The following is a 16,067-nucleotide window of genomic DNA, read 5'->3' as shown; positions in this document are numbered from 1 at the left end:
TTATTCTTCGCCTTCAGTATCTTCGTCGTAGTCAATATCGTCAGGTTGTTCTGAATCAGAGAGTACATTTAGCGTAAAGCTATAGTCGTCCTGATCCCACTCGCATTTACTCAGAATGGCGCGAGGAATTTTTACCAGTGTCAGATTAAGGAAATCGGCACCCTCAGTCATAAAGGCCTTGCAGCAGATCAGCAATGTGCGTTCAGTGCCTACTTCTTCACTTATGATTTTGAGTTGTTCATAAGCCAAAGATCCGGTAGTGACATAGATGTAATCAGTTTCGGTGCTGTAACCATGATTCCAGTATTGAGTCTGACTTGGCGCATAGGTGAAATTCATATGCTTACACATGGCTTCTGCCAGCATTTCAGCGTTGTATTCTTTGTTGATCACCCAATTGCCCCAACGATCCTTTTTCAGGAGCGAGGGGGCCAAGCGCAAATAGTGGAAGCCACCACCACCCTGCCAGTTTACGGCCTTGGAAACACCATCCTGATCAACACCTGTAACCACCCGTTTTAGACGAGGTTGCACATGGGTGTATGCTTGATCCCCTAATTCAATGGTGATCCAGCGGCGTTTCATCTTGTGTGCAACGGCTGCTGTGGTCCCAGAGCCCGCGAAAGAATCCAATACGATATCATTTGGGTTTGTACATAAGTCCAAAACTCTCTTTATTAAGGATTCTGGCTTTTTCCCTTTGGGAAACTTAATGCCACCTTCTTTATGAAGATTATTTGACAAAACATCTGACCACAAATTTGTTAGTGGTTCACCTGCCACAATTACGCCATCAATCTCTTTGAGTTTGTTTCTATAAAATAGCCAGCGTTGACCATTTTTGAAGTACATATCCTCATAGCCGTCTCGTTGAAGATGAATCACAATATCTGGATTCTCTTTTGATAAATCGATAGCGTTTCTTACATTTTGCCCAACTGAATTGTAATCAGGGCGTGCAGGCTGAACCACTCTGTGTGAATTTTCAATAACGAAGTCATTCAATAACTCTTCAAATTTGCTTCCCAATTTTTTCTTTAATTCTTTAGCCTGAGTGCCATGATAAGCTGCAAATGCTTCATTTAAAGGAATTAGTTTCCATCCCTCATAATGTTCATCAATGTTATCAATAAATTGAGAGTATCGACTATCTCGTTCTCTAGGGGTAAATAATCTATGCGGTTTCCAATGTTGTTTATTTTTTGCATAGACTATTAAGTAGTTAGTTGTTGTGACCAACCCTGGATTTATTGATTTATGACCAGTGGCAGAACCTTGTTTGAAGGTTACGATATTTACTCGATTTTGTCGGCCAAATATTTCGTCTAAGAGAACGATTAAATAACCAAGTTCGTTATCATCAATGTGCACGAAAAAAGTACCATCAATAGATAATAATCTTTGGATGATTTCAATACGATCTCGAATAAGCGTTAGCCACTGAGAATGCTCCAGACCATCGTCATAGTTTTCGAAGGCCTCTCCGGTATTAAATGGCGGATCAATATATGCACATTTCACCTTCCCTGCATACTTTTGTTCAAGAGCCTTCAGTGCCAGCAGGTTATCACCATGAATTAGCAGATTTTCACTATCCACATCACCATAAGACAATGCCTTATCTTCAAGCAGAATACGCGGTTCCAGACGAGGGCGTTTATGTTTACCAATCCAGTTAAGTTCTAATTTTTGCTTAGTTGACATAATCTATTTTTATCCAATACGTGCTCGCGCGCGTTCCTGTTCACGGATCTGCGCCTGAATTTGTGTATAAAGCTGTGCATGTTCATTATCGCGATCGGTCGCGGTCACTACCAGTGCGTAAGGTTCCTGCTCGCTGCTGAATGCTTCGCCCCAATCTCTGTCTTGACGGGTTACAACGATAAACCATTTTTCATCAGGGTGACGCTGGCGGAAAGTCCAAACCGAAGATTGTACCGTACCGCGTTCCCGCTGTTGGGCTGATACAACACGGTTAGTTTGGGCATCATCGGAGCGGGTTTCCGTTTCACTCTGTGTCTGGTGATTAAAACTGGCCTGTACTTCGTCAAGAGAGCGGCCTTTAACCAGCCGGAAACTGATCCTTGTGGCGGTATAATCCATCCGGGTTGTACGTACAGCAGGTGAGTAAGCCAGTGTCACGCGGATTTCACGGGTTGATCGCTGCGATCTTAAAAAAGAAGCCGGGAAGGGCAGTTCAAAAAACTGATGGGCGTTATTTTCTATCTGCTCTTCACATCGCATGACCACCACATATTCTGAAGAGCGGTATAAAGCATCTTCATCGATGATGCCGTAACCCGTTACCTCACGTTCTATCTCGCGGTTTCTCGTTGTAGGTGCGTTTTTATAACTTTCTCGCATCGCCTGCGGAAAAGCCTGCGTCATCGCCTGAGGGACAGATGCATGATTAACCAGCATTGCCCGTAACATACTGGCGGACATATCCGGGTATTCGTTTAACAGGCGTCCTGCCAGATGCGTAATATAAGGTGCGGCGAAGCTTGTACCGCTGAGCTCCTTGAACAGGGTAGCGCCCTGAAACTGGTGATGGCAACTTAATACGCCCAAACCACGCATATGCGCCTGCCATTGCCCTTGCCGCACATTGGAAGCGACACTGCCACCGTGTGCCATAACGTCGGGTTTAAACGCCCCTTTTATTGATGGACCATGTCGGGTAAAAGGTGAAGGTTGATTTTCTGTTGCCGGACAGAGATGCTGAATATCCTCAGGCCTTCGTTGTGCATCGTGCGTTGCGTTATGCCTGGCGATGCTGCCCACTGTCAGTACATTGAGTGCAGGAGCTGGATCGATGATAACGCTTGCCTCATGCAACAGGTAATCAGGATACTCATCCCGCCAGCTGTTTTGCGGCACAGGCGGTTCATCACTACCTGCAAAATTCCCTGCAGACACAACAAATAGTACATTGTACTGCCTGGACAACGTATCTAATAAATATGCAATCCCGCGGATATGTTTGCCGTCGTAGGGAGCATTAGCGTTTCCCAATGACAGGTTGAAAATGCGGCAGCCGAGATCGGTAAAATATGCAACAGCGGCTGCAAGTGTAGCTTCAATAGTTTCGGCGTTAAATTCAGCCTGCTCGTTCAGTACTTTTCCATTATACAGCCATAGTTGAGGCTGCCAGAAATTGCTCTGGTTACAAGCCTCAACATCACCATACAACGCAATACTGGCAACGGCAGTGCCATGCCCCTGTTCATCAAACGCATCTTGATCGGGAATAAAGCTGGCGCTTTCAGCAATGGCGGTGCTTAACAAAGGATGGTTGGTATTAATACCACTATCCAGAATACATATCCTGGTCGCATTTTCCGCTGGCGAGCTCAGGCGAGCTGGAAGTGTATTGATGTCCCGGTTAATTTGTTGATAACTAATGCCACTAGACGGTGGCAAATCAATAAACCTAACGTCCCGATGAGCTAATAGGTGTTCCGCTTGCGCGAGTGAAACCTCGACCCGGTACATTAACAGGCTGTCCAGATTGACTTTATCCTGCCTGGAAATATCCTGCTCATGTAACCAGTGCTCAAAACGTGTATATAGATCGATACGTTTGGGATGATGCGCAACTTCGATAGGCCAGAGCTCCACATCCAGTTTAAAGCGTTCCGCTACAGGAAAACCATAACGCCGAAGAGCCCAGCTTTTGCGATCTTCCGCCGACCAGCCCTCAATACCGTCAAGCGCCTCCAGGAGCTGTTTGTAGGTTAGTTCTGTATTACCTAGACCGAGGGATGACAGATGTTCTGCAAATGTAGCCAGCCCTTGCTCGTCACTAAAGACTACGCAAACTTGTTTGTTTTCCTGACTGACAAACTCTACTCCATGATGTATCAATGCCGAAAAATTCATCGTGCCGCTGTAGTTCAGTTTGAGTATATATCGACCATCAGCGGCGCTGCCTGGTACCTGCGTCAGCATCGGGCGCAGAGTCTGGAGCTGGTTCAATAACATTTGCCCATGCAGACGTAAATCGCCTCTGCGAATACGAGGCATATTGACTCTGCGGGTCCGTCGATCATTCTGAAGAGGGGCTTTGGAAATATTTAGATGCCGATAATTCGCCGTCATGGCAGTCCCTTATCTGTGAGTTCTGGCGTTCTCTCGCTGCATCGCGTTTTTTAAATCTTTCAGCGTCAGGAATTCCTGATGGCGCAGGATCATGTGCTTAGTGGCTCGGCGAACAATGCGTTCGATATCTGCACCACTTTTACCATGAAGCAAGGATAACAACTCATTATCGTCCAGTTCAAACTGTCGGCGAATGCCGCGTAGCTTTAACGCCAGCAACTCGCGTAACTGCGTCTGATCTGGCAGAGGAAATTCAATCACTTCATCGAAACGACGCCAAATGGCGCTGTCCAAAATATGTTCATGGTTGGTGGCCGCCAAAATTAGACTTTTGCCCTGATAAGCATCCATCATTTGCAGTACAGCATTGACGACCCTGCGTAATTCACCGTGTTCTCCGCTGTCGCCGCGTTCTTTACCTATTGCATCAAATTCATCGAACAAGACCACCAGCGGATGTTGGGCAATAAAATCAAAAATTTTACGCAGATTTGCGGCTGTTTCACCCAGAAATGAGGATACCAATACATCAAGGCGGACAATTGCCAGCGGCATGTCCAGCTCAAAGGCAATGACCTCCGCTGCCAGCGTTTTACCACAGCCTGGTGGCCCGAAAAACATGATCTTACTGGCTGCTTTCATCCCATAGCTATGCAATACATCGCTACGCCGGTGCTCTTCAAGGAGCTCATCGATCACTGTAGCACTGGTAGCTGGAAGGATCATTTCATCGAGGCTGCGCTGCGGCTGCCGTAGATCCAACAGTGGCAGCCCCCTTTCTTTGTCTACCGGTGCCGGAGGCAACGTAGGTGAACGCGAAGCCTGAACAATGTGATCGCCATAAAGAATATGCTCCAGATCGTTAGCCAGAAGATGGTGCTGTTTCTGACGTTCCTCATCAATAATGGCTTCTGAAACGCGACGGAACGTAGCAGTGTCGCCCGTCGCGCCCGCTTTTATCAGCTGTCTTAATACTTTACCGTTAGCCATTATTGACTCCTGAAACAACAACACTTCATGCGGAAGGTGAATTCAATGTCCAACTCACCGCAAATAATTGACTGGACGTTATCTCTGTCGCCAGCTTTTGTTCAACCTCTTCCAGCAGGCGGTCTTCTTCCTGCTCAATTTTTTTCTTTTCATCATGATACTGCAACATGATGTTGTCCCGCTCGCGTTCTAGTGCCTTTAGGGAGCGTTTAGCTTCCATCTTCTCTTTCAGCGAAGGAAGTTGGCGGGCGGTTTTACGCGCTTCTTTAATTTCTGCATCTAACTGTTTGATGCGTAGGTCCAGCGCGATGCGACGATCTTCTGACCAGCGTTCAAGTTTTTCTACTTCTTCATTGTAATAAAGTTCGTTATCACGTTCGACCTGCTGGATAAAAGAATTCCGTAAAACCTCACATTGTGCGGTTAAAGTGGGTAACACAGGCTGTTCTTCGATTGATGTTACCTCTGACAACGGCAAGCGAAGCAGACGGGATGCGGTTTCTTCCGCCACTACCTCACCATTTTCCGTTACGGCAGCGACAAGTAGCTGCTCTCGTTGTTGTTCTTGATTTCCGATACTGACTTTTGCTAGTAACAACTGCCCTGATTGTTGGCAAAGCAATTTTACATCAGCCAATTGTCCTGCCTTGGGTTGGTAGATGAAATGGAGTTTCTGACAAACTGGCAATGTGGAAAGATCTTTTCCCTCATGTAGGGCCTCATCAATCAGTTGCTTTCCGTATCCCTGATTAGGTCGGAAAAATTCTGCATCCTTTTCATCCGCAACAGGCCAGCTAACGTCATAATACTTTCCCGAGGAACGAAAACCAGTTTCAGAGTGCTGGAAATCGCTATTATCACTTAGAAACATTTCCGCTAGCAGCAGCAGATTTTCCTGATAAACGTTTAACTGTGCGAGGGTAGTTGTGCGTCGAGTTTTTAGATTTCGGACGACATCTACATCGAAATGTTCAAATAAGGAACGCCGGGTTTCATTCTCCCGGTTTTCCAGCTGCTCTTTGAGTTCATCCTGGAGCTGATTAAACTCCTGTTCTATTTGCTCGTCGGAGCGGCAGTGCTGGTAAATCTCATGGATACGCCGTTCAATATCAACGCCCGACTCTATCGATCCCAGAATATCATCGGATGCACCAAACACGCCTTCAAAAAGCTGGAACTTCTGGCTCAATAGTTCAAAGACACGCTGATCGGCCCGGTTGCCTTTATTAATGAAATTGACCACTACAACATCGTGCTTTTGTCCGTAACGGTGAACACGCCCGATACGTTGCTCAACCCGCTGCGGGTTCCAAGGTAAGTCATAATTGATTAACAAAGAGCAGAACTGAAGGTTGATACCTTCTGCACCGGCCTCGGTACATATCATCAAGGTGCCTTCGTCCCTAAATTTTTCGACCAGCGCCGCCTTCATGTCCGCCGTACGCGAACCGGAAACCCGGCCAGAGTTTTGATGCTTCTCCAACCAGTCACTATAAATCTTGCGAGACGCCGCATCGCTGTTACTGCCGTTGAGCAACACGACTTCGCCTTCATACCCATTGTCTGAAAGCAGTTGCGCTAGCCAGGTTTGGGTGCGCACGGACTCGGTAAAAATGACCGCTTTACGCAATCCACCCAGTTCTACTGTGAATTTGAAAGCCCGACTAAGAACGCTTAACAATGCCTCCGCCTTGGCGTTTTTAGTTATAGATGCCGCTAGCGTTTTATAACTTTTTAACTGATCGATTTCTGCCTGTAGAGCCCGAGGATCGATGGTATCTTCATCTTCGATACCTTCTTCATCACTGTAATCATCATAATTTTCATAATCAGTCAGGGCATCTAAGACCGGCATTTTATTTTCTAGACGATGAATCATAGTCTCCAGCGTTCCCTGAATCGCAGTGGACGATGAGGCCAGAATTTTGCGAATGACTAATGTTACTAGATGACGTGCACCACTTTTGATTGCCAGTAGATCGTCTTGCTGCAAATAAGAGGAAACCTGTTTATAGAGAGCTTCTTCTTCATCCGTTGGGCGAAAATCTTCGGTTATTGAATGACGGCGGGTAAAACTGATACCACCTTCCTGCTGAACCTGTCGGCGAAGCGTACGGTTACAGATCTTATTCAGACGTACCCTTAATAACGCTAATTCTGCATCGTCAATATTCTGCCGAGAATAACGGGCCTTAAACGAAGCCAAATCGCCGAAGAAATGTGGGTCAATAACGGAAACCAGACCATAAAGCTCAAGGATACTATTTTGAAGCGGCGTAGCGGAGAGCAGAATTTTTTTCCTGCCAGATAATGCACTACTGAGTTTTTTGGCCGTTTTAGCGCCATCGCTCTTGTAGATATTTCGCAGTTTATGGGCTTCATCCATGACGACCAGATCCCATGGGATACGGGCCAATTCATGTTCTTTACGGGAAGCGAATTCGTATGAACAAATACATATCGCAGCCTCCCCAGTTGCGTTTTCAATGTCAAATGGATTGCCACATCCCTCTTTGATCATTTGATTGAAGCTTTTTGCTTCGATAATCCGCGAAGGTAATGAAAATTTCTCTTCAAGTTCCTGACTCCACTGCTTACGCAGCGTGGCTGGAGCAATAAGCAATAATTTCCGGCGTCGTTCTGCCCACTTTTGCGCCAAAATCAGGCTGGCCTCAATGGTTTTCCCCAGCCCGACCTCATCGGCTAGGATAACGCCACTAGATAAAGGAGACGCTAGTGCAAACATCGCTGCTTCTACCTGATGGGGGTTCATATCAACCCGCGCGCTGGCGATGGTCTGTGTAAGTGAGTCCTCGGCTTTGCCGCTTAACGTTAACCACTGTGCCAGATAGAGACGCTGATGATTTGAATACATTTTTATACCATTCAGATAGGACGGGATAAGATAGATATCTTATTTTACTTTCACGAGTACAAGAGTTCTAGCTATTGCGTTGTTCCTGCTGTGAGCCTGCGTGCAGAATTAGACCACATCAACATTGTGTGCAGTTCCAGACACTGACTTCTGTATTGCATTGTGCTGTTGCACAGATGGCAGGTATAGCGATCGTAAGGCGCTATCTGCGCAGTACGAGCCCCGGTCAGGTGACCGTTACCGTCGAGAGCAATAAAGGATTTAGCAAACATAGTCATGTTCCTGCAGGCAGGCGTAAGCCGTCCTTGAAGGGCAAACAGACGCCATGCGATTGAATGGATTAAGGGGATTGAAAGTGGAACTACGGAGTGGTTGTCACACTATGAATTGCTGACGTAAAAAACAGACTGACTCAGAAGTCAGTCTTGCGTGGTCGTCCGGTTGCTGGTCGCTCAGGGACCTCATTGCAACCAAACAACGGCAGCCCCTGCTTTTGTTGAACTTTGGCCATATACGCCAGCACCTGCCGGATATTGGCGATACTGCCCGGATCGCTGTAACGCACCGGAATATTGATATTGGCCGTGTAATGCTCTTTAAACTCACATCGGTGATACCAGCCTTCCCGCTCAGTGATATCACTCCAGTGCAAACCTGCTTGTTGAGCCCAGGGATATGTGTTCTGGGTTTTACTGCCATCCAGCCAGAAGACAACGTGAGCGTGGTAGTGGTGATCTTCAGTCCATTCGATAACCCAAAAGAAACCGACCACCGCTTCGAGTTGCATCATATGGTTCATCAGCTTTCGGATATCCCATTCGAGCTGCTGGTGATCCTGCAGGAAATACTTAGCGGTATGATCCTGGTAAAACAGATCTGTTCGGAATGCCCGCAGGCAGGAATAGCGCTCTACCAGTTTGTCGATATGGTTGTTCAGGAGTGACTGTAGAAACCAGTCTGGCTCCCATCGTTGTTTGTTTTGCATAGGATGAGTTTCTTTAGTGCTGGTGAGGGCCAGTCAATGGAATGCACCTGGCCTTCAGGAAGGGGCATGGCTGGGGAAATGCATGGATTAAGAGGATGGTTGTAAAAAGGGAGTGCCTATTAATTATATTAATTAACCTAAATTAATTTTCACTCCCCAATAACCCTCAAATCCCTTGCAGGACTATGGATGAAGCCTAACGCAGTGGTTCAGCTGTCGTTCGCCACGCAAAGCAGACGTACTCGTCCATCAGGCTGGTCAGCGCAGGGTTTTCCGCCTGCCGGTTATTGATCCAGATATCCATCTCTTTGTCTTTTTTGAACCTGAGGTTGTCGGTCCAGTCATCAAGGCAATTACCCAGCATCAAATCGTACCAGCAAAGCCAGACCAGCTTCAGACGTAGCTCGCTACCGCTGAACTGGCGGAACAAACTGATGAGCTTATTTGCCAGAGGGCGTTGTTTTAAACGCACGCACTCAGACAGCAAAATCCCCTCCAGCATGGGATGGTGAGCCAGCAGATGCTCCTGGGTAAATAAACTGACGATCAGGTCATCATTAACAGTCAGTGGGGCTGCTGCTCTGCCATAAATAATCCGGTGCAGACACTGGGGAACAACAGCAATAACCTCTTCCTCTCCCGGAAACTTAAGGCTACCAACCGTCAGGGTATGGTGATGATATATATTCTGGTGGCACATACCCGATCTGACCGTCAGCTTCGTAAAATCGGTCAGCCAGGTCTGGTAACATTTATAAAGTTCTTCGTAACGAGGCTTGTAATCTTTCATGTTCATATTCCTTCCGGCTTAAATGACAGACAGCAGAAAACCTCCGGAGCAACCGGATAGTCTTTATTCTGCTGAGGGTTTAGTCTGGTGGGAGGTTATTTACGGGACTGATCGATTCGTTCCTGTAGCCAGTTTTCGACTTCGCTTTTTAACCATCGGGAGCTTCGGCCCAGCTTGATGGGTTTGGGAAAGACTCCATCCTTAATGAGCTTATAAATCCACTTATCTGTCATTTGCAGCAGACTGGTGATAAATGCCATGTCAACGAACTGGTCTTCGGTCAGTGAGGGGCGGGTAGTCATGATTCGTATCTCCGGTTAAGAAAGGTAAGCCGGATTAGTGAAGTTTGATAACGACCACTACTCCGACATACCAACCGGGCTGATACGTAAAAAAAGCGAGGTACATTGACCTCCTGTCGCCTCCGGTCAACTGCAGAAAGTGGTCACCTCGTTTCATAACCTTTTTGTGATCACACGCCCGGGCCCGCTCAAACAAACACCTCCGCAAGAAGAAGCCACTTACCACGATCTTTTTCCGTAAAGCCAGAAATGAAAAAACAAAGCAACCAAAGCTGGCAATACGATGTAAAAATCCTTAAAAAAATAGCTGCAAAGCCCATTCCTCCGTTATTTAAACCATAAAATACCCTACGGATTTATTATGCTTTTTAATCATATTTTATTTGTTTAATGTTTGCTTTCACTATGTGACCATCTGTACTGTTTTCACTATTTTGTTGATGTTAAAATTCACTTAAATCAACACAAATGCAAATGATAATTATTTAATATATGACAATGAAAGAGAAATCAGAAAAAGAAATTGAGAATGAGAATCGATCAAATAGAAAATATAAAACTCTCAGGGGACTGGAAAAAGAACTGAGGTGGTTAAAAAAAGAACAGAGGGCGTGTCACTTTTTTCTGTTCCATCTGATTACGGAATATCCACTATGGACAGTGCCGGGTAACAAAAAAGCGGACGGCACAAATTTAAGCGAATTATCAGCATCAGAAAAAGAATTCCTGGGCAAAATAATATTTCATTCTGATACCCCATTAAAGCAGGCAGAACCTGAATTTTTACCCTTATCAGCGGATATACTCGAAGAATTAGAAAAACGCATTGACGAACTTCTTGGCATTAAAAATGAAGCTAAAGAAGATATATTTATTGAAGATAGTCAGAGGGGAAATACTAATCTCTGTACCAAAGAACGAGTTAATAATGACAGTAATGTCAGTAAATTACCGCCAGCAGATATATTGTTTGCAAATGGTATAGCTAACCCGCACTCAGAGGAAATAATAAAAAACAGCCTCTACAGTATCATTTATATTTTATATTTTACATGTCAGGATGATAATCAAAGGCTAAAGATAATAGACCGAACTACCCTGTTGTGGGGTGAGTGTCGGAAAAGATATCCATTTCCTTTTGCCTGGCTCAATAGTAATAATAAAGAGCATTGCCAGTGGCTCTGGGACGAAATGCATAAGCGATGTATCGGTGTTCCATTCCTCGCTCGTGACCATATTCAGCAGTGGCATTTTCTTGTGGCAACATTCGATAACTGGAAAGGCTGGACAATGATTCAGAGAGAGTATTTAACGGAAAAGAATCCGAAACGTAATCCAGGAAAACTCCTTTCGGGCGGTCTCGATCCGGACAGGGTAGAATTTGAACACAAAACTATCCTGCTTGATGAGCTTAAAAGTGCATGGGAGCAAAAGGAAAGAAGAGTCAGAAGAGCGAAGGAACCAGCCGCTGTGAAGTTGACTAAAGCGGCTCAAAAAAAACTTGAGTATATTGCGCACGTAGAGAAAACCATACCGAAGGAAATTCTTAAAGAGCTGATTAACAATGCTTTTAATGATGCGAAGAGTAAATCCCGGCAATCATAAAGCAATATGATGGTGGCAATAAGCTTCATTCAAAATAATTTCAGACAGATATTATCTCCGTGAATCCCCCGCCTCCCTGACCGGTGCGCGGGGATTTTTTATTTTTCACGCTGAGAACCCTGTATGACTAAACCTCACGGCCTTCAGGCCCTGGAACAACCGCTGGCGTCGCTTCCCGATACGCTTCGCCAGCTTATTCTTGAACGTATTCAGAACCTCACCCACTACGAGCCGGTGATTGGCATCATGGGAAAGAGTGGTGCCGGTAAGTCCTCGCTCTGTAACGAACTCTTTCGGGGAGAGGTCTCCCCCGTCAGTGATGTGAATGCCTGTACCCGTGACGTGTTGCGCTTCCGGCTGCGCAGCGGTCGTCACAGCCTGGTGATTGTTGATTTACCGGGTGTGGGAGAAAACGGACAACGGGATCAGGAATACCGCGCCCTGTACCTGCGTATGCTGCCGGAGCTGGACCTGGTGCTGTGGGTCATCAAGGCCGACGACCGGGCGCTGTCGGTGGACGAGCAGTTCTGGCGCGGTGTGATGCAGCCTTACCAGCAGCAGGTGCTGTTCGTGCTGAACCAGGCCGACAAAATCGAACCCTGTCACGAATGGGATACCCGAACCAGCACGCCTTCAGCGCAGCAACGGACAAATCTTCAGGAAAAGCAGACCGCCATTACCGCAATGTTTAAACCGCATCACCCGGTCTGCGTGGTATCCGCCTGCAGCGGCTGGGGCGTGGAGGAGATGGTGGCAACCATGATGCGCTGTCTGCCTGACCGCGCCACCAGCCCGTTGGTGACACAACTGCAAGGGAGATTCTGCACAGAGCCGGTAAAATCGCAGGCCCGTGACAGTTTCGGTGACGCTGTGGGCCGGGTTTTCGATACGGCAGAGTCATCGTCGTTCCTGTCTGCATCGCTGAAAACGGTGATTCATACCGTGCGTGATGCGGTGGTGTCGGTCGCTCGGGCCGTCTGGGACTGGATATTCTTCTGATATTGCAATTTTCTCTGCGAATGATGAACTGGTTGTTAATGATTTGTTGATTGTGGACATGTCCTTTCCATTGCGATTTATCATCAACTAAATCAGGAGAAGCATCATTATCTGTCAGACGAGCGCTCATAAGGCCAGGCTGCTCATAAAAAATAGTTCCGATGTTGTCCATACCCTGTCCACCCCTTCCTTTAAAGTAATCATTATTAATTCAGAGAGTTAACTTCTCAGGAGAAATCATTCATGACGCTTCAGGAGCGGCGACATGACCGGCTTGCCGTCAGGTTGTCGTTGATTATCAGCCGCCTGGTGTCCGGTGAAACTCTGTTTATTCGCAAACTGGCAACTGAATTCGGGGTGTCAGAGCGTACGCTGCGTCGTGACTTCCGGGAACGTCTGATGTATCTCGACCTGGATTACTACCAGGGGCAGTGCAGTCTGCGCTCAGATATTCACAGTACGCGGCAGGAAATAGATATTCTGACCTTTGCTCACCGCACGGGGTTGGCCGGGGTTTTCCCGGGCTTTGACCGGCGACTGGTCAGCAGCCTGCTGGACTGTGATGAGCGACCTTGTCTGGTATGGCATCAAGACAGACCTCATCCCCCGGCAGGAAAGCTCTGCTTCTACAGGCTGGTCAGAGCTATTTCGGGATGTCAGCGCATCACCGTTCTGACTGAAGGGGAGCGTCATGAGGCCGTTGCACCTTACCGACTAATCGCTCTTGACGGTTACTGGTACCTTGTCGCTGAACATAACAGGCAATTACGTGTCTTCCGGCTGGATGAGATTCATCTGGTAAGGCCATCCCGGGAAACATTTATTCGCAGTGAGCTTCTCCATCAGCTGTCGGAGGACAAACATTTTATCTTAGCCTTACCTCATTTCCGTTTTATTCAACAGTCGCTGAATTCATTTTCTCCATCAGAAAGTCGGGGGCAATCCGGACAAACTGATTAGAGATGGTCTCCATAATTAAATGTAAGGTTAATGCAATGAAAAAATTGAACTTATTGTCTTTACTGCCAGTCATGTTGTTCCCCTTACTTATCGCAGGTAATGCTCACGCAGCACGTCCTTATAGCGGGTTCCTGCCTGCGGCAGTGAATAATAAGAGTGGGAATATATTCTGGTGTGATGCCCACCGTCAGGTCAGAAAACTGTGTACAGCGACGGAAGTGGATTCAATGGGATGGTTTATTGTTGTTCGCTCGAAACCCTCCAGAGATTGTCCAGGTGGCATTTGGGGGTGGATCACTCCCAGTAAAGACGATGTGGCAACAGGATATACGATTACGCCAGGTAAAGAATTCAATCTCACCATGAAGGATATGTGCAGTCCGGATATGAAGGTAACATTCCGCACGAATAAAAAGGACCCTCGTTATGACGATCTCGTCGGGATTTATGCCGGGAAAGAAGCGTTTCGCTACAAACAAATAAGATAATCCAACTGTTTTTTCATTACTTTATTGTTTCAAACAACAAAAGCTTTATTACATGATTTGAGGACAACATCATGCGACTGCCTTACGTAATAGTTACATTAGCTATGCTGGCTTCTGTATCAACAGCACAGGCTATTCCCAATATGTGGACGAGTGGTTTTGGGATGGGCGTGACCGAATATATCATTACCAGCCCGGAGAAGGTGGTGTTTAATCTGAACTGTACTGGCAATCCGGATGCGCAGAATATTCTGCAACACGGTGTTGATCTCACCCTGCCTGATAGAACATCAGTAAGTTCTCATGACGACGGGACGGAAATAACGGTCGTCATGGATAACAGCCAGTATCCGTTACCGTCATCCCTCGGCTGGCGAAACGGTGACAATGCCTGGGTGTCATTTATTGACGCGCTGGGTCAGTCGTCTAATTTCGATGTTTACGTCAATAATAACAAAGTCGGCACCTTCAGTCCGGGGCTGAAGAATACGCAAAAAGAATTGTCTGACCTCAGTGAGTGTCGGATCACACACTACAGCGATTAATTATTCACATTTCAGACCTCTCCAGCCCGCTACGCACCAACACCAGATAGCAACAGGCCATGCTCCTTCGGGAACATGGTCTTTTTTGTTTTTATTTCATTATCAAATAAGGAGTTAGCCATGCGATTAGCTAGCCGCTTTGGCCGTATAAACCAGATACGCCGTGACCGACCTCTGACCCACGAAGAGCTGATGAGTCATGTGCCCAGCGTGTTCGGGAGTGACAAGCATGAATCACGCTCGGACCGTTATACCTACATCCCGACCATCACCATCCTCGAAAGTCTGCAGCGCGAGGGGTTTGAGCCGTTCTTTGCCTGCCAGACGAAGGTCCGCGACCAGAGCAAGCGGGAGCACACCAAACACATGCTTCGCCTGCGTCGTGCCAGTCAACTGACCGGGCATCAGGTACCGGAAATCATTTTGCTCAACAGTCATGATGGCACCTCGAGCTATCAGATGCTTCCGGGACTGTTTCGTGGCGTCTGTACCAACGGACTGGTCTGCGGCCAGTCATTTGGCGAAGTGCGGGTACCGCATAAAGGTAATGTCATCGAGAAGGTGATTGAAGGGGCTTACGAAGTGCTCGGGGTCTTTGACCGGGTGGATGAGAAACGTGATGCAATGCAGTCGCTGGCGTTACCAGCCCCGGCCCGTCACGCGCTGGCAAATGCCGCACTGAAGTATCGATTTGGTGAGGAGCACCAGCCGGTCACGGTATCGCAGTTGCTGACCCCACGTCGCCGGGAGGACTACAGCGATGACCTGTGGACCGTATACCAGCGCGTGCAGGAGAACCTGATGAAAGGTGGATTGTCAGGGCGAACCGCTCAGGGGAAAAGCAGCCGCACCCGTGCTGTTACAGGTATTGATGGCGATGTGAAGCTCAATCGCGCCCTGTGGGTGATGGCAGAAAACATGCTCGATTTTTTCGGGCGTTAAACAACCGTTCCGGCATAAGGAGATAGTTTAATGAATACACAAAATCATCAGTTCGCGGAGCATACCGCAATTACTGCCTCAGTGGTCCCTGACGAGTTACGCATCGGCTTCTGGCCGCAGCACTTTGGCTCCATCCCACAATGGATAACCCTTGAGCCCCGAATCTTTGGCTGGATGGGCCGTCTGTGTGCCGATTACCACGGTGGTATCTGGAACTTTTCGACGCTCAGCAACGGCGGTGCTTTCATGGCTCCTGAGTCAGAGCACGATAAGACGTGGGCATTGTTCAACAGCATGAACGGCAACGGCACGGAACTTACTGGCGAAGCGGCAGGGATAGTCGCATGTTTGATGGCTTACAGCCACCACGCCTGTCGTACCAAATGTGATGCGATGACTGAGCACTATTATCGCTTACGTGACTTCGCGCTACACCATCCAGAGTGCAGCGCCATTATGCATCTCATCGACTGAGGAATGCCTGA

General features: G+C 47.3%; 14 protein-coding genes and 1 pseudogene. 7 read left to right on the top strand and 8 right to left on the bottom strand.

Features of this window, described 5'->3' with window-relative positions; translation table 11 throughout:
• The 8 genes and pseudogenes from OGY35_RS00285 to OGY35_RS00250 all read right to left on the bottom strand — a co-directional run bounded on the left by OGY35_RS00285 (position 1) and on the right by OGY35_RS00250 (position 10,043).
• Complete coding sequence (locus tag OGY35_RS00285) at positions 1–1,704, bottom strand: site-specific DNA-methyltransferase (RefSeq protein ID WP_286631131.1); 1,704 nt, start codon at positions 1,702–1,704, stop codon at positions 1–3.
• A 9-nt stretch (positions 1,705–1,713) separates the two neighbouring features.
• Positions 1,714–4,101, bottom strand: a complete 2,388-nt coding sequence (locus OGY35_RS00280; RefSeq protein WP_286631130.1) for a S8 family peptidase — start codon at positions 4,099–4,101, stop codon at positions 1,714–1,716.
• A gap of 9 nt (positions 4,102–4,110) precedes the next feature.
• Entirely contained in the window at positions 4,111–5,091 is a 981-nt protein-coding gene (locus OGY35_RS00275) for an AAA family ATPase (RefSeq protein WP_048887777.1), read from the bottom strand.
• Between the two features lie 25 nt (positions 5,092–5,116).
• A complete protein-coding gene (locus OGY35_RS00270) occupies positions 5,117–7,966 on the bottom strand; it encodes an SNF2-related protein (RefSeq protein ID WP_235348098.1) in 2,850 nt (949 codons plus the stop codon).
• A 143-nt stretch (positions 7,967–8,109) separates the two neighbouring features.
• Positions 8,110–8,244 (bottom strand): annotated as a pseudogene (locus tag OGY35_RS24490) (DUF7828 domain-containing protein); the annotation flags it as partial.
• Between the two features lie 134 nt (positions 8,245–8,378).
• On the bottom strand, positions 8,379–8,951 hold the full coding sequence (locus OGY35_RS00260; RefSeq protein ID WP_219976647.1) for a YagK/YfjJ domain-containing protein: 573 nt from the start codon (positions 8,949–8,951) through the stop codon (positions 8,379–8,381).
• 196 nt (positions 8,952–9,147) lie between these two features.
• Positions 9,148–9,741: a hypothetical protein gene (locus tag OGY35_RS00255; protein ID WP_098067411.1), complete on the bottom strand. Its 594-nt coding sequence runs from the start codon at positions 9,739–9,741 to the stop codon at positions 9,148–9,150.
• A 95-nt stretch (positions 9,742–9,836) separates the two neighbouring features.
• The gene (locus OGY35_RS00250; RefSeq protein WP_000213332.1) at positions 9,837–10,043 is read right to left on the bottom strand and encodes a helix-turn-helix transcriptional regulator; all 207 of its coding nucleotides are present in this window, start codon (positions 10,041–10,043) and stop codon (positions 9,837–9,839) included.
• Positions 10,044–10,541: 498 nt separating this feature from the next.
• On the opposite strand from OGY35_RS00250, the gene OGY35_RS00245 reads away from it, so the two are divergent.
• The 7 genes from OGY35_RS00245 to OGY35_RS00215 all read left to right on the top strand — a co-directional run bounded on the left by OGY35_RS00245 (position 10,542) and on the right by OGY35_RS00215 (position 16,056).
• Entirely contained in the window at positions 10,542–11,648 is a 1,107-nt protein-coding gene (locus OGY35_RS00245; RefSeq protein WP_286631129.1) for a hypothetical protein, read from the top strand.
• 123 nt (positions 11,649–11,771) lie between these two features.
• Entirely contained in the window at positions 11,772–12,647 is an 876-nt protein-coding gene (locus tag OGY35_RS00240; protein ID WP_286631128.1) for a GTPase family protein, read from the top strand.
• Positions 12,648–12,890: 243 nt separating this feature from the next.
• On the top strand, positions 12,891–13,607 hold the full coding sequence (locus OGY35_RS00235) for a helix-turn-helix transcriptional regulator (protein WP_286631126.1): 717 nt from the start codon (positions 12,891–12,893) through the stop codon (positions 13,605–13,607).
• 35 nt (positions 13,608–13,642) lie between these two features.
• Entirely contained in the window at positions 13,643–14,095 is a 453-nt protein-coding gene (locus tag OGY35_RS00230; protein ID WP_286631125.1) for a hypothetical protein, read from the top strand.
• A gap of 71 nt (positions 14,096–14,166) precedes the next feature.
• The gene (locus OGY35_RS00225) at positions 14,167–14,640 is read left to right on the top strand and encodes a YfjT/YkfB family phage-associated protein (RefSeq protein WP_286631124.1); all 474 of its coding nucleotides are present in this window, start codon (positions 14,167–14,169) and stop codon (positions 14,638–14,640) included.
• A gap of 120 nt (positions 14,641–14,760) precedes the next feature.
• The gene (locus OGY35_RS00220) at positions 14,761–15,582 is read left to right on the top strand and encodes a DUF932 domain-containing protein (RefSeq protein ID WP_286631123.1); all 822 of its coding nucleotides are present in this window, start codon (positions 14,761–14,763) and stop codon (positions 15,580–15,582) included.
• Between the two features lie 30 nt (positions 15,583–15,612).
• Positions 15,613–16,056 (top strand): antirestriction protein, encoded by a 444-nt coding sequence (locus OGY35_RS00215; protein ID WP_286631122.1) that lies wholly within the window; start codon positions 15,613–15,615, stop codon positions 16,054–16,056.
• Positions 16,057–16,067 lie beyond the last annotated feature (11 nt).

This window comes from Citrobacter sp. Ct235 (genome assembly GCF_030332305.1).
Lineage (GTDB): Bacteria > Pseudomonadota > Gammaproteobacteria > Enterobacterales > Enterobacteriaceae > Citrobacter_A > Citrobacter_A telavivensis.
This window is presented reverse-complemented; position numbering and strand designations above follow the sequence as displayed.

Coding starts and splice junctions, on each gene's coding strand:
- OGY35_RS00230 (WP_286631125.1), top strand. CDS start 13,643: ATGAAAAAATTGAACTTATTGTCTTTACTGCCAGTCATGTTGTTCCCC.
- OGY35_RS00270 (WP_235348098.1), bottom strand. CDS start 7,966: ATGTATTCAAATCATCAGCGTCTCTATCTGGCACAGTGGTTAACGTTA.
- OGY35_RS00215 (WP_286631122.1), top strand. CDS start 15,613: ATGAATACACAAAATCATCAGTTCGCGGAGCATACCGCAATTACTGCC.
- OGY35_RS00240 (WP_286631128.1), top strand. CDS start 11,772: ATGACTAAACCTCACGGCCTTCAGGCCCTGGAACAACCGCTGGCGTCG.
- OGY35_RS00245 (WP_286631129.1), top strand. CDS start 10,542: ATGAAAGAGAAATCAGAAAAAGAAATTGAGAATGAGAATCGATCAAAT.
- OGY35_RS00255 (WP_098067411.1), bottom strand. CDS start 9,741: ATGAAAGATTACAAGCCTCGTTACGAAGAACTTTATAAATGTTACCAG.
- OGY35_RS00235 (WP_286631126.1), top strand. CDS start 12,891: ATGACGCTTCAGGAGCGGCGACATGACCGGCTTGCCGTCAGGTTGTCG.
- OGY35_RS00275 (WP_048887777.1), bottom strand. CDS start 5,091: ATGGCTAACGGTAAAGTATTAAGACAGCTGATAAAAGCGGGCGCGACG.
- OGY35_RS00220 (WP_286631123.1), top strand. CDS start 14,761: ATGCGATTAGCTAGCCGCTTTGGCCGTATAAACCAGATACGCCGTGAC.
- OGY35_RS00280 (WP_286631130.1), bottom strand. CDS start 4,101: ATGACGGCGAATTATCGGCATCTAAATATTTCCAAAGCCCCTCTTCAG.
- OGY35_RS00225 (WP_286631124.1), top strand. CDS start 14,167: ATGCGACTGCCTTACGTAATAGTTACATTAGCTATGCTGGCTTCTGTA.
- OGY35_RS00285 (WP_286631131.1), bottom strand. CDS start 1,704: ATGTCAACTAAGCAAAAATTAGAACTTAACTGGATTGGTAAACATAAA.
- OGY35_RS00250 (WP_000213332.1), bottom strand. CDS start 10,043: ATGACTACCCGCCCCTCACTGACCGAAGACCAGTTCGTTGACATGGCA.
- OGY35_RS00260 (WP_219976647.1), bottom strand. CDS start 8,951: ATGCAAAACAAACAACGATGGGAGCCAGACTGGTTTCTACAGTCACTC.